A 14548-nucleotide genomic window follows, 5' to 3' on the forward strand; every position below is an offset into this window, starting at 1 on the left:
CAAGGCTCCTCCGGTTGGGCATGGCTCAGCTGCGCTGAGCCTGTGAGCCGCCTTTGCTTTTTTGTTCCTCAAATACCTCGGGGTAGCCGCAGCTTGCTGTGGCGAAGGGGCGGCGCCCCTTTCCCGCAATTTCCGGGTGGCGGCACGGTTGGGGGCGTGGCACAACAGGGCAAAGCAGAACAAAACAGGAGCGCGCCATGAGTTTTGGTAAAGGATGTCACCTGCATCTGATCGACGGATCGGCCTTTATCTTTCGGGCGTATCACGCGTTGCCGCCTTTGACGCGCAAATCCGATGGTTTGCCCATCGGTGCGGTCGCAGGGTTTTGCAATATGTTGCAGCGCTATGTCGAAGACAATGCCGGCCCTGATGCGCCGACGCATGTGGCGGTGATCTTTGACTATTCCGGCAAGTCGTTTCGCAACGAGATGTATGATCTGTACAAAGCCAACCGTCCACCCGCGCCGGAGGATCTGGTGCCGCAATTCCCGTTGACGCGGGATGCGACCCGCGCCTTCAACATTGCCTGCAAAGAGGTTGAAGGCTTTGAAGCGGATGACATCATCGCCACGCTTGCCGTTCAGGCGCGTGAGGCCGGTGGGCGCTGCACGATCATCAGTTCCGACAAAGACCTGATGCAGCTTGTTGGCGGCGGTGTCGAGATGCTGGATGCGATGAAGAACAAGCGTATCGACCGCGACGGGGTGCATGAGAAATTTGGCGTCGGACCGGAACGGGTTGTCGATGTGCAAGCGCTTGCGGGTGACAGTGTCGACAACGTACCTGGCGCGCCGGGCATCGGGATCAAGACCGCCGCTTTGTTGATCAACGAATACGGCGATCTGGAAAGCCTTCTGGACCGCGCCGAAGAGATCAAGCAACCCAAGCGGCGACAGTCGCTGATCGACAATCGCGCGCAGATCGAATTGTCCAAAAAGCTGGTGCAGCTGGATGAGGGCATGCAGCTGGATTTCACAATCGATGATCTTGAGGTGCAAGACGCCGATGCCGACACGTTGTTGGGATTCCTGGCCGAGATGGAATTCCGCACCTTGGCCAAACGGGCTGCTGACAAGTTGGGCGTTGACGCGCCAGTGATCGCAGAGCCTGTGGCGCAAGCATCTGTGGTTGCACAAGAAGAATCCGTGCCGATTGATGCTGCAAAATACGAATGGGTGCAGGACCGCGCGGCGTTGGACCGCTGGATCGCGCAGATCATGAAGCGCGGCTATGTGGCGGTGGACACGGAAACCAATTCGCTGAACGAGATGGTGGCGGAGCTGGCGGGGATTTGTTTGTCGGTGGAGCCGGGCGAGGCGTGCTACATCCCTGTGGGCCACAAAAAAGGTGCCAGCGACGATCTGTTTGGAGGGGATGAGTTGCAGGCGGGGCAGATGCCTTTGCAAGAGGTACTGGATGCTTTGCAGCCGATGCTTGAGGATGCGTCCGTTCTGAAGATTTTCCAGAACGCGAAATATGACTGCAAGGTGTTTGCCAACTATAACATCGCCGTCGCGCCGGTGGATGACACGATGTTGCTGAGTTATGCGCTGCACGCCGGTGAGCACAATCACGGGATGGACGCGCTCTCGGAGCGTTATCTTGGACATCAGCCGATCTCGATCAAAACGCTTTTGGGTACGGGCAAAAGTGCGATCACGTTTGACAAGGTGCCAATCGAAGATGCCGTGAAATATGCCGCCGAAGATGCGGATGTCACATTGCGTTTGTGGAAGATGTTCAGGCCAAAGCTGCACCAAAAACAGGTGACAACGGTCTATGAAACGCTGGAACGGCCTTTGGTGCCGGTATTGGCGCAGATGGAGCGGCATGGCATCAAGGTGGACCGTGATACGCTGAGCCGGATGTCCAACGCGTTTGCGCAGAAGATGGCCGGATTGGAAGCGGAGATTCACGAGGCCGCCGGACGGTCGTTCAACGTTGGCAGTCCAAAACAGCTTGGCGAGATCCTGTTTGACGAGATGGCGTTGCCGGGCGGCAAGAAAGGCAAAACCGGGGCCTACGCCACGGGGGTTGATGTACTTGAGGATCTGGCGACCGAACACAGCTTGCCCGGGCTGGTGCTGGATTGGCGACAGCTGAGCAAGCTCAAGTCGACCTATACTGACGCGTTGCAGACCCATATCAACGCGGACACGGGTCGTGTGCATACGTCGTATGTGCAGACTGGCGCAAACACGGGGCGTTTGGCCTCGGCTGATCCGAACTTGCAAAACATTCCCGTGCGCTCTGAAGAGGGTCGGCGCATTCGCGAGGCCTTTGTGGCGGATGAGGGCAAGACGCTGATCTCGCTTGACTATTCACAGGTTGAGTTGCGAATTTTGGCGCATGTCGCGGAAATTGATGCCTTGAAGGCGGCGTTCCGTGAGGGACAGGATATCCACGCCATGACCGCATCCGAGGTGTTTGGCGTGCCGATGGATGAGATGACCAGCGACGTGCGAAGCCGCGCGAAGGCGATCAACTTTGGAGTGATTTACGGCATTTCAGGCTTTGGACTGGCGCGCAATTTGCGCATTCCGCGCGGAGACGCGCAAGATTTCATCAACCGCTATTTTGAGCGCTTCCCCGGCATTCGGACCTATATGGACGACACCAAGGCCTTTGCCAAAGAGCACGGCTATGTGCAGACGCTGTTTGGTCGCAAAATCCACACGCCGGAGATCAACGCCAAGGGGCCGCGTGCGAGTTTTGCGTATCGAGCGGCGATCAACGCGCCGATCCAAGGCACGGCGGCCGATATCATCCGCCGCGCGATGGTGCGGATGCCTGATGCGATCAAGGACCTGCCGGCCAAGATGCTGCTACAGGTGCATGATGAATTGATCTTTGAGGTTGAGGATGCCGCGGTTGATGAGACCATCGCTGTGGCGCGCGACATAATGCAGGGCGCAGCCGAGCCGGCCGTAAAGCTGGACGTGCCGTTGATTGTGGATGCGGGACAGGGTGCGAATTGGGCCGAGGCGCATTAAGCGCCTAGGTTACCGAGCGTAGGGTCAACCATCCGAGGCCGCTTTCGGTTGTGCGACCTGAGGGGACATACTCTGCGCTGACGGCACCGTCGTAGCCGGTGTCGTCCAGCATCTTGAAGAACGCCGGAAAATCGAACGGGCCACCAGCGGGTTCGTGGCGGTCCGGGATGCCGCCGATTTGGATGTGTCCAACGCGGTGGCCGTGTTTGGCCCAGCACGCGGCCACATCACCGTGGATTTTGTATGCGTGATAGGTGTCGAATTGCAGGGCGAGGTTGGGGGCGGCGACTTCGTCTAGGATGTCGGCCGCGAGGTCAAAATCGTTGAGGAAATACCCCGGCATGTCGACGTCGTTGATCGGCTCAATGGTCAGTTTCTGTTTTTGAGCAACATCGCTGGCCCAGAGCAGGTTTTCAACGAATGTGCGGCGCGCTTCCGGACCGGTGGCCGGGCCTGCCATGATGTGTAAAAGCCGGGCTCCGAGCGTTTCTGCGTAGCGCAGCGCGCGTTTGAAATCGTGCCGGAACCGATCTTGGCATTCGGGTACGGCGGCAAAGCCGCGTGGGCCACCGGTGTAGTTGGGCGGTGGGCAGTTGATCAATTCGAGCGACAATGCATTGCGCGACAGAGCGGACTGAACATGCGGGGCGGGCAAGTCGTAGGGAAAGAGCACCTCCACGGCGCCAAATCCGGCGGCCCTGGCGGCGTCAAAACGGTCTAACTCCGGCAGCTCTTTAAAAAGGAGCGTCAGATTGGCGGCAAAATTGGGCACTTGTTAATCTCCTAAGTATTTCATAGCTCGGGAAAATCCGACCTGTCAAAGGTCGAGTGCGCTTGCATTCAGTTATTGTGAAAATTTGTTAATTCCACACCTGAGCTGCGGGAAATGCGGCCGCTCTTGTGGGAGATGCAAAAGGCTGCAAGATTTTGGATAGGGGTGAGGACAGGAGAGCGGCAATGACGGACAGGGTGAACGAATTGGTGGCGCGGTTGCGAGGGGTGGCGAAATCCGAGACAGCGCGGGCGGATATCAAGGCGCTTCTGGAGGAGGCCGTGGCGGATCCTGTGGCGTTTGGCGACGCCCTTCCGACGTATGAAGAGGATGACGTGATCCTGTTTGAGGACGAGACCGTGTCGATCTGGCATTGCCGGTTTCAACCGGGCAAGACGGTGCCGCCGCATGATCACAAGATGCTCGCGACGATTGCGGTGTATCGCGGCGCGGAGCGCAACGATTTTTATGAACGTGGCACAGGCGGCGGTTTGCAGAAAAGCAGCGAAGTCAGGCTGGGCGCAGGCGATGTTTTCCAGATTGGGCCAAGCGCCATTCACGCCGTAGGCTGCGCCAGTCAGGAGCCATGTTGTGGCATTCACGTCTATCTTGGCGCATTGACCAAGGTGGATCGCTCGCTGTTTGACCTGAGCGATGGCGCTGCGCTGCGCTTTACCGATGAGAATTACTTACGGCTGGTTGCAGACGATTAAGCGAGGTCTGAAGCCGGGATCATCGGGAAGAAGACGCCGCCTGAGCGCACGCCGAACCAGTCTGTGCCGTCTATGAGCTGTTCTTCGCCAAGCTCAACCATTCGATAAAAAGTTTTGCGATCAATCTTGGCCTCAAGATTGGCGCGGATCGTGACATAAGGCGCGGGGTCTTCGCCGTTGATGCCCACGCGGATCGGATTGTCCGGCCCTGCAGTGGCGGTTTCACCAATGTGGGTTTCAAAGGTCAGGGTTTGGTCTGCGCCACTGCCCGCGACAGTGAAATCCTGCGCCACAAAGGGGGCATCTTCGACGATGATGCCAACTTTCTCGACGGGCGTGACCAAAAAATAGGCGTCGCCGTCCTTGCGCAAAATCGAGCTGAAGAGTTTGACCATGGCGGGGCGGCTGATCGGGCCGCCTTCGTGAAACCAGGTGCCGTCGCGGGCAATTCGCATGTCGATATTGCCGCAAAACGGTGGGTTCCACAGGTGCACCGGCGCCGGGCCACGCTGTTTCACCGCCGCGGTTGCGGTGGCGGCAAGATCATTTACCGAGGGTTTCACGGGAAATTGTGCGCTCATTGTTTTTGCCATTTCATCTGCGCGGGCTAAGGTCACTGTAAGCATATAGACCTGTCAGGAGAAATGTCATGAGTGAAGACGCCGATCTGGTCGTGGAAATCGAAGCGCTGGGTGAAAAACTGGCGGCCGCCAAGGCGGCGATTACACGGCGATTTGTCGGGCAGGAGAGGGTTGTCGACTTGACGCTGTCGTCCCTTTTGTGCGGCGGACACGCTTTGCTTATTGGTCTTCCGGGGCTTGGCAAGACGCTTTTGGTGGACACGTTGTCCACCGTTATGGGCTTGAACGGCAACCGCGTACAATTCACGCCGGACCTGATGCCCGCCGATATTCTTGGTTCCGAGGTTTTGGAGAAAGGCAAAGGCGGCACGCGCGAATTTCGATTCGTCCCGGGGCCGATTTTTTGCCAACTCTTGATGGCGGATGAGATCAACCGCGCCAGCCCGCGCACACAATCCGCGCTTTTGCAGGCGATGCAGGAGAAGCAGGTGACCGTGGCCGGCGAAGATCGACCGCTGGATGCGCCATTTCATGTGCTTGCGACGCAGAACCCGATTGAGCAGGAAGGCACCTATCCGCTGCCTGAGGCGCAGTTGGACCGGTTTCTGGTGCAGATCGACGTGCCGTATCCTGACCGCGACACCGAGCGCGACATTCTTTTGGCAACCACGGGTGTGCAGGAAGACGAGGCGCATCAGGTGTTCACTGGCGAGGAATTGATCGCGGCGCAGACATTGCTGCGCCGGATGCCGGTGGGCGAGAGTGTGATGGAATTGATCCTTGATCTGGTGCGGGCCTGCCGACCCGATGATCCGAGCGCCAGCGAAGCGGTGCGCGATCATGTGAGCTGGGGGCCAGGGCCGCGTGCGGCGCAGGCCTTGATGATGACCGTGCGGGCGCAAGCCTTGTTGCATGGACGTTTGGCACCCAATGCACAGGACGTTGTCGACATGGCGGGTCCGGTGCTGAGCCACCGGATGGCGCTGACGTTTGCGGCGCGGGCGCGCGGCGAGTCGTTGGCCGGTTTGATCGAAGAAACAGTGCGTCGGTTTGACAGCGTAGGAGCTGCCGCGTGAGCCAAAACGCCCATCTGCGCAGCAAAGCTGAGGCGGAGGCAGCACGCCTGCCGCCCCTGTTGGCGCAGGCGGAGCATTTGGCCGGCACGGTTTTGTTGGGCGAGCACGGGCGACGGCGGTCGGGGCTGGGCGACGATTTCTGGCAATACCGACCCGTGCAACCCGGCGACAGTTTGCGAATGATTGACTGGCGGCGGTCAGCCAAATCGGACGCGCAATTTGTGCGCCAACGCGAATGGCAAGTGGCGCAGTCGGTGATGCTTTGGGTGGATGCGGCACCCTCGATGCGGTTTGCCAGCGTCAAAGATGGTGTCACCAAACGAGACCGCGCGCGTGTTCTGGCGCTGGCGGTGGCGATTTTGCTGATCCGCAGCGGCGAACGGGTTGGCCTGACGGGCACACTTTTGCCGCCACGACGTGGTGAGGGGCAGATTCTGCGCCTGACTGAGATGTTTATGCGTGATGAGGACGGCGATTACGGCACGCCGGAAACCAAGGCCATGTTGCCCCACGCGCGGGCGTTGTTTGTGTCCGATTTCATGGGCGACTTTGACGCGTTTTCCGAAGCGCTGACCAAGGCTGCGGATCGCGGGGTGCGCGGCGTTTGTTATCAGGTGCTTGATCCGGCTGAGGAAGATTTCCCGTATCGGGGGCGGGCCATATTTGAAAGCATGGGTGGCACGTTGGCCCATGAAACCAAGAAGGCTGACGATTTGCGGCAGCGTTATATTGACCGGTTGGCGGAGCGGCGGGAGGCTTTGCGCCATCTGTGTCGGGTGACGGGTTGGCAATATGGCACGCATCACACCGGTGACAGTGCGCAGGCGGCGTTGTTGTGGTTGCATCGGGCGTTGGAGAACCGTGGATGATGTTTGGTCTCGCCATAGGGTTCACAACGCCGATTTTGTTGGCGGCATTGGTGGTTTTGCCGATCCTGTGGCTGATTTTGCGGGCCATTCCGCCTGCGCCGGTGAAGCGCCGGTTTCCTGGCGTTGTGCTGTTATTGGGGCTGAGCGACGACGACACCGTGACGGATCGCACGCCGTGGTGGCTGTTGGTGCTGCGCATGTTGGCGCTGGCGGCTGTGATCATCGGATTGGCTGGCCCCTTGCTAAACCCGCAGGATCGCGAAGAGGGGCGCGGGCCGTTGTTGGTCCTGATGGATGGCAGCTGGGCTTCGGCAAGCGATTGGGATGCGCGGCGCGCGATGGTGGACGCGTTGCTGGATGAAGCGGCGCGCGACGGACGCGTGGTGGCTTTGCAGCGGTTGAGCGCGCCGGAGGAATTGCGGTTTGCGCAAGCCGACGTTTGGAAGGCGCGCATGGCGGGCGTTCTGCCAGCGCCTTGGGCGGCAGATGTGGAGACCCACACAGGATTTGCAGACTCGCTTGGCGATCAGGCGTTTGACACCATTTGGCTGTCCGATGGATTGGATCGCGAAGGACGCGACGACGTCTTGGAGGCCTTGCAGGCGCGTGGCGATGTGCGTGTGGTGCAGACCGGGCGTGGGGCTTTGGCGCTGGCACCGCCACGATATGAGGATGGCAAAGTCATCCTGACCGCCAAGCGCACGCAGGCGGCGTTGCAACGCGAGATCACTGTGCAGGCCATTGGGCTTGATCCGGCGGGCACCGAGCGGGTGTTGGCGGCGTTGCCTTTAACGTTTGAGGCAGGAGATGCGGAGGCCGAGGTCGCGCTGTCGCTGCCAAGTGAACTGCGGGCACGGGTGACACGGTTTGAGATTGCGGGGCTGCGTTCGGCCGGCGCGGTGAGTTTGAGTGACGACAGCCTGCGCCGCCGCGAGGTGGCTTTGATTGCAGGGCGTGAGGATCGCGAAGGTCTGCAGCTTTTGTCGCCGCTGCATTATCTACGGCAGGCTTTGGAGCCGACGGCCGATGTGTTGGAAGGCGCGTTGACGGATATTCTGCCGGCCAATCCCGATGTGGTCGTGCTGGCGGATGTGGCGGTTTTGTCTGAGGGCGAGACAGCGGCGATGCTGGACTGGCTGGATCAGGGCGGTTTGCTGTTGCGGTTTGCCGGACCAAAACTGGCGGCGAGCGAGGTCAGCCGGTCCGAGGAAGACCCGTTGATGCCGGTGCGGTTGCGCGCGGGTGGGCGCAGCATTGGCGGCGCGATGAGTTGGGGGGAACCCAAGTCGCTGGCGCCGTTTGATGTGGACAGCCCGTTTTACGGACTTTCCGTGCCGGATGAAGTCACAGTCACGGCGCAGGTCATGGCACAGCCGGATCCAACCTTGGCGGATCGGGTGATCGCCGCGCTAAGCGATGGCACGCCACTGGTGACGCGCAAAGCTGTGGGTCAGGGACAAGTGGTTCTGGTGCATGTCACTGCCAATGCCCAGTGGTCGGGGCTGCCGTTGTCCGGGCTGTTTGTGCAAATGCTGGACCGGTTGGCGGTGTTGAGCGCCACAAGCGCGGATGCAGAAGAGCGTTTGGCGGGCACAACTTGGCAACCGGTGAAAGTGCTGGATGGATTTGGACGGCTGGAGGATGGCCAGACCTTGCCGGGTGTGGCGGGTGAAGCGATGCTGGAACAGCCGCTGAGCGCGGAGTTGCGCCCCGGTTTGTATCGTGACGGAGATCGGTTGATGGCGCTGAATGTTGTGCGCGACGAGGATACGTTGGCGCCGGTGCGTTGGCCTGCGGATGTGCCGGTTGAGGGGCTGCGCGGCGCGGTGACAACCGATTTGTCCGGGTACTTTTTGGCGGCGGCTCTGATCCTTTTAGCGGTGGATGTGTTGGCGTCATTGGCCGTGTCTGGCCGACTTTGGGGTGCGCGGGTCGCATCGGTTGCTGTCGCGACGATGATTGCTGTCAGCGGCGGTTCCGACGCGTTGGCGCAATCGGCGGATGTCTTGGTGGACCACGCACAAGAGGTCACGCTGGCCCACATTGTGACCGGCGACAAACAGGTGGATGACGTGGCCTTTGCTGGAATGCGCGGGTTGGGCAATGTGCTCAACTTCCGCACATCGGTGGAGCCCGGGCCGCCAGCGTCGGTGGATCTGGAACGCGATGAGCTGGCGTTCTATCCCTTTCTTTACTGGCCTATTACGCCGGATCAACCCACGCCAAGCCGCGAGGCCTATGCCAAGTTGAACGAATATTTGCGCTCGGGCGGGATGATCTTGTTTGATACGCGCGATGGTGATGTTGCAGGGTTCGGTGCCAGCAGTCCGAACGGGCGCAAGCTGCAAAGCCTTGCGACGGGGTTGGATATTCCGCCACTCGATCCGTTGCCGTCAGACCACGTTCTGACGCGTACGTTTTACCTGTTGCAGGATTTTCCGGGTCGATACGGGAGCGATGAGGTCTGGGTTGAGGCCGCGCCGCCGGATGCGGTGCTGATCGAAGGTATGCCGTTTCGCAACCTTAACGATGGCGTGACGCCGGTGGTGATTGGCGGCAACGACTGGGCGGCGGCTTGGGCGCGGGATGCGCGCGGCAACACAGTATATCCGATTGGGCGAGGCCGCGCCGGAGAGCGGCAACGCGAGCTGGCCTACCGGTTTGGTGTGAACCTTGTGATGCACGTGCTGACGGGCAATTACAAAAGCGATCAGGTGCATGTGCCTGCGTTGCTGGATCGGTTGGGCCAATGACCGGAAACCTGTTGTTTGATCCGATTGTGCCGCTCTGGTTGTTGGTCGCATTGGCGGCCTTGAGCGGGATCGCGGTGTCGATTGCGCTGTGGCGCGGTTTGACGGGCTGGGCGTTTCGCGCCTTGGCGGGGCTGGTGATTTTGGCGGCTTTGGCGGGGCCTTTGTTGCAAACCGAAAATCGCGCGCCGCTGAGTGATATTGTCCTGATGTTGGTGGACCAAAGCGCCAGTCAGAGGCTGGATGATCGGACTGAGCGGACCGAAGCGGCGGCCACCGCGATGGCCGCGCGGTTGGGAGCGCGCAACAACACCGAAGTGCGGCGCGTGGATGTGGGCGATGGCCTGAATGACGCCGGAACCGAGATGATGGCGGCGCTGAACGAAGCCCTTGCACAGGAACCTCGGGGCCGCGTTGCAGGCGTGGTCGCACTGAGCGATGGCGTGGTGCATGACATGGATCTGGCGCCAGACCTGCCTGCGCCGTTTCATTTGCTGCACACAGGACGGGACAGCGATTGGGACCGGCGGTTGAGCGTCAAAAACGCGCCTGCCTTTGCCATTCTGGGCGAGCCTGTGACGTTGACTTTGCGGGTTGAAGACAGCGGCGCGGCGCCAACCGGCGTGGCCCGCGCGCCGCTTTACATCTCGATTGACGGCGAAGCGCCGCAGGAATTCATGGTGCCTTTGGGGCGCGATATTGAGCTGCCGGTAACCTTGCCACACGGTGGGCGCAACGTGATCCAGTTTTCGGTGCCGTTTGAAGAAGGCGAGCTGACGGATCGCAACAACGCGGCGCTGGTGCAGATTAACGGCGTGCGCGACAGGTTGCGGGTGCTGCTGGTGTCGGGTGAGCCACACCAAGGCGCGCGGACGTGGCGCAATCTTCTGAAATCGGACGCCTCGGTTGATCTGGTGCATTTCACCATTTTGCGCCCGCCGGAAAAGCAGGACGGCGTGCCGGTGGCAGAGTTGTCGTTGATCGCCTTTCCGACGCGCGAATTGTTTATGGAGAAGATCGATGATTTCGATCTGATCATTTTTGACCGCTATCAACGGCGCGGTATTTTGCCGTCGCTCTATCTGGAAAACGTGGCGGATTATGTGCGCAAGGGCGGGGCCGTCTTGGTGGCCGCTGGGCCGGATTATGCCAGTGCCGACAGTATCTATCGCTCCCCTCTGTCGCAGGTGTTGCCGGGAAGCCCGACCGCGCGGGTGATGGATCAGCGGTTTGTACCGACAGTTTCTGACGTCGGCGAACGGCATCCGGTGACTGCGGGCCTGCCGAATGCGGGCAATTGGGGGGCGTGGTTGCGACAGGTCGAAGTGGCGCCGGAAGCGGGCGATGTTTTGATGACCGGAGCGGAGGACAGCCCGCTGTTGATGCTCAATCGTGTTGGGGAAGGACGCGTGGCGCTGTTGGCGTCTGATCACGCCTGGCTGTGGGCGCGGGGCTATGATGGTGGCGGGCCGCAGCTTGAGATGTTGCGGCGGCTGGCGCATTGGATGATGGGTGAGCCGGAGCTGGAGGAAGAGGCGCTGTGGGCTGAGGCCACCGGACAGCGGATGCGGATTGTGCGACGGTCTTTGCAAGAGGACGTGGGGGATGTGCAGATCACCACGCCTGCGGGTGAGATCGTGTCGCTGCCGCTGGAGGAGACAACACCGGGGCGTTTTGAGGCGGTTTATGACGGCGCCGACATCGGGCTTTATCGACTTGTGAACGGCGATGAGAGCTCTGTGATCGGGCTTGGGCCCGCCGCGCCGCGTGAGTTTGAAGAAACGCTGTCCAGCGCGGCCATGCTGGCGCCCATGATGGAGGCCACCAACGGCGGCGATTGGGCTTTGGTGGATGGCGTGCCTGCGGTGCGCGATGTGCGGGCTGGACGACCAGCGATGGGGCGCGGATGGATCGGGATCACGCCACGCGGCGCGTTTGAGACCTTGGATGTGGCGCGCACGCCTTTGTTGCCTGCTTGGGCAGTGCTGTTGTTGGCGTCGTTGTTCATTGTGGCCGGCTGGCTACGGGAAGGACGGCGGTAAGCTGCGTGTCGGCTTTGATCCAAAAACCAGTTCCCCCTGCGGCATGCACGCGGTAGAACGTCGCAAAGCAGTAATCGGAGCCCCCTATGACATCGCCCAAACCCGTTGTTTTGTGCATTCTGGACGGGTGGGGTGTCTCTGACGACACCGCTGCCAATGCGCCGTTTCTGGCCGCCACACCAAACTTTGACGCGATGATGGCGGACTGTCCGAATGCGACGTTGATCACGCATGGGCCGGACGTGGGTCTGCCAAGCGGGCAAATGGGCAATTCCGAGGTGGGCCACACCAATATCGGCGCAGGCCGCGTGGTGGCGATGGACTTGGGTCAGATTGATCTGGCGATCGAGGATGGATCGTTTTTCGACAACGCCGCATTGCAGGATTTCATTGCGACATTGAAAGACACCGGCGGCACTGCGCATTTGATGGGCGTGATTTCGGACGGCGGCGTGCACGGCCATCTGAGCCATGTTCTGGCAGCCATCAAAGCTGTGACGGACGCTGGTGTACCCGTTGCGCTGCACGCGATCACCGACGGGCGCGATGTGGCGCCAAGTTCGGCGCTGGGCTTTGTCGAGACCTTGATGGCCGCGCTGCCTGACGGAGCCACGGTTGCAACCGTCACTGGGCGGTATTTCGCAATGGATCGCGACAATCGTTGGGAGCGTGTCAGCACGGCGTTTGATGCCTGGGTTGGCGCCAAAGGGCTGGTGGCAACCAGCGCCAAGGAGGCTGTTGACGCCGCCTATGCGCAGGGTCAAAGCGACGAGTTCATTCCGGCCACGGTGATTGGCGACTATGCCGGGGCCAAAGATGGCGACGGGTTTTTCTGCCTGAACTTCCGCGCGGATCGGGCGCGTGAAATTCTGGCGGCGCTGGCCCAGCCGGACTTTGACGCCTTTGACGTTTCAGGGCGTCCACAGTGGGCGGCGGTGTTGGGCATGGTGAACTATTCCGAGGCGCACAACGGTAATATGACCACGGTCTATCCGAAACAGGAAATCGCCAACACGCTGGGTGAGTGGGTCGCCAAAGCTGGCAAAACCCAGTTCCGATTGGCGGAAACCGAGAAATACCCGCATGTGACGTTTTTCCTGAACGGGGGCGAAGAAACGCCATTGCAGGGCGAAGATCGTTTTATGCCGAAATCGCCCAAAGTGGCGACGTATGATTTGCAGCCCGAGATGTCTTGTGCCGAAGTCACAGAGCAATTTGTGGCGGCGATCGCGCATGGCTATGAGCTGATTGTCACCAACTACGCCAATCCCGATATGGTGGGGCACACCGGCAGCCTTGAGGCCGCGATGGCGGCCTGTGCCGCAGTGGACGAAGGTCTTGGCAAGGTGCGCGCGGCGCTTGAGGTGGCGGGTGGCGCGATGATCGTGACTGCGGATCATGGCAATTGTGAAACCATGGTGGATCCCGTCACAGGTGGGCCACACACAGCACATACGTTAAACCCTGTGCCGGTGGTTTTGGTGAATGGACCTGAGGGCGCGTCGTTGCGCGAAGGGCGTCTGGCCGATCTTGCGCCGACGTTGTTGGAATTGATGGGGCTGGAGTTGCCCGAGGAAATGACCGGAGAGAGCCTGATCACACGATGAGATGCCCTGCGCTTTTGCTTACGCTGGCGGTTTTGACCGTGCTTGCGGCCGCTCCGGGTCGGACCGAGACCGATCCGGCCGGTTCGGCACGTTTGGCAGCAGAACAATTGGAAGCGGCATCGGTGGCGTTGTCCAAAGCCAAAGGCAGTCGGGACCGCGTGACGTCGCTGACCACGGTGGTCCACGCTTATGAAGCCGGATTGACTGCGCTGCGTGCAGGGCTGCGACGGGCCGCCATCCGCGAGGCGCAGCTCAGCAAACAGTTGAAGGCACAAGAGGTCGATATCGCCCGTCTATTGGGTGTATTGCAGACCATGGGGCAGGGCACGTCGCCGGTGATGTTGTTGCATCCTGATGGGCCGGTGGGCACGGCCCGCGCGGGCATGATTTTGGCCGACGTAACCCCGGCGCTTGAAACCAGAGCGGCGGCGGTGCGGCGCGATCTCGAAGAAGTGACCATTCTGCGCAGCTTGCAAGAAGGCGCGGCGGAAACGCTTCAGGGTGGGTTGGCCGGCGCACAAGCGGCACGTCAGGAATTGTCCAAAGCCATGGCAGATCGCACGGACCTGCCACTGCGGTTTACCGAAAATCCGGTGCAAACCGCGTTGTTGATTGCGTCGACCGAAACACTGGAAGGCTTCGCCAGCGCCTTGGTAGATTTGCAGGTCGAAGGCATGGCCGAAATTGACCTGCCGGACATCACGGGGCGCAAAGGTGCTCTGGCGCTGCCGGTTGAGGCACGCGTGCTGCGCCGCGCCGGAGAGGCAGATGCCGCCGGCATCAAACGCCCGGGATTGGTGCTGGCGACGCGGCCCAACGCGCTGGTGACGGCGCCGGCGGCGGCGACGATCCGATATCGTGGTCCGCTGTTGGATTATGGAAACGTGATGATTCTGGAGCCGCAGCCGGGCTTCCTTTTTGTCTTTTCAGGGCTGGCGCAGGTCTATGGCCGGGTCGGAGAAGTGGTGCCAGAGGGCACTCCGGTCGGTTTGATGGGCGGAAATGATCCAGAAGTGGGTGCCATCCTGTCACAGTCGAGTGAAGGCACTGGTCAGGACCGCACAGAAACGCTCTATATAGAGGTAAGAGAGGGCAAATCGCCCGTGGACCCGGAAACGTGGTTCAAAACCAATAAGGATGGATAG

Annotated in this window: 10 protein-coding genes; 8 read left to right on the forward strand and 2 right to left on the reverse strand. The window is 60.6% G+C overall.

The window, feature by feature from the left end:
- Positions 1-197: 197 nt before the first annotated feature.
- Positions 198-2993 (forward strand): DNA polymerase I, encoded by a 2796-nt coding sequence (polA, locus tag SHIM_RS17315; protein WP_054003989.1) that lies wholly within the window; start codon positions 198-200, stop codon positions 2991-2993.
- A gap of 4 nt (positions 2994-2997) precedes the next feature.
- Here polA and SHIM_RS17320 read toward each other — a convergent pair whose 3' ends face one another.
- Positions 2998-3765: a hydroxypyruvate isomerase family protein gene (locus SHIM_RS17320; RefSeq protein ID WP_054003912.1), complete on the reverse strand. Its 768-nt coding sequence runs from the start codon at positions 3763-3765 to the stop codon at positions 2998-3000.
- 185 nt (positions 3766-3950) lie between these two features.
- On the opposite strand from SHIM_RS17320, the gene SHIM_RS17325 reads away from it, so the two are divergent.
- Positions 3951-4478, forward strand: coding sequence for a hypothetical protein (locus SHIM_RS17325; RefSeq protein WP_054003913.1), 528 nt, complete (start codon positions 3951-3953; stop codon positions 4476-4478).
- Here SHIM_RS17325 and SHIM_RS17330 read toward each other — a convergent pair.
- On the reverse strand, positions 4475-5059 hold the full coding sequence (locus tag SHIM_RS17330) for a DUF1285 domain-containing protein (protein WP_082358458.1): 585 nt from the start codon (positions 5057-5059) through the stop codon (positions 4475-4477). The two genes, SHIM_RS17325 and SHIM_RS17330, sit on opposite strands and share 4 nt — an antisense overlap.
- 68 nt (positions 5060-5127) lie before the next feature.
- Here SHIM_RS17330 and SHIM_RS17335 point away from each other — a divergent pair, with 68 nt between their 5' ends.
- The 6 genes from SHIM_RS17335 (at position 5128) to SHIM_RS17360 (ending at position 14548) form a co-directional block, all read left to right on the forward strand.
- Positions 5128-6135: an AAA family ATPase gene (locus SHIM_RS17335; protein ID WP_054003914.1), complete on the forward strand. Its 1008-nt coding sequence runs from the start codon at positions 5128-5130 to the stop codon at positions 6133-6135.
- Positions 6132-7004, forward strand: coding sequence for a DUF58 domain-containing protein (locus SHIM_RS17340; protein WP_054003915.1), 873 nt, complete (start codon positions 6132-6134; stop codon positions 7002-7004). Before SHIM_RS17335 ends, SHIM_RS17340 begins: the two co-directional genes overlap by 4 nt.
- Positions 7001-9757, forward strand: a complete 2757-nt coding sequence (locus SHIM_RS17345) for a DUF4159 domain-containing protein (protein WP_054003916.1) — start codon at positions 7001-7003, stop codon at positions 9755-9757. Before SHIM_RS17340 ends, SHIM_RS17345 begins: the two co-directional genes overlap by 4 nt.
- A complete protein-coding gene (locus SHIM_RS17350; protein WP_054003917.1) occupies positions 9754-11796 on the forward strand; it encodes a hypothetical protein in 2043 nt (680 codons plus the stop codon). Before SHIM_RS17345 ends, SHIM_RS17350 begins: the two co-directional genes overlap by 4 nt.
- Before the next feature lie 86 nt (positions 11797-11882).
- On the forward strand, positions 11883-13403 hold the full coding sequence (gene gpmI / locus SHIM_RS17355) for a 2,3-bisphosphoglycerate-independent phosphoglycerate mutase (protein ID WP_054003918.1): 1521 nt from the start codon (positions 11883-11885) through the stop codon (positions 13401-13403).
- A complete protein-coding gene (locus SHIM_RS17360) occupies positions 13400-14548 on the forward strand; it encodes a murein hydrolase activator EnvC family protein (protein WP_193749952.1) in 1149 nt (382 codons plus the stop codon). The genes gpmI and SHIM_RS17360 overlap by 4 nt, the downstream gene beginning before the upstream one ends.

The organism is Shimia sp. SK013 (genome assembly GCF_001292625.1).
Taxonomy (GTDB): Bacteria; Pseudomonadota; Alphaproteobacteria; order Rhodobacterales; family Rhodobacteraceae; genus Shimia.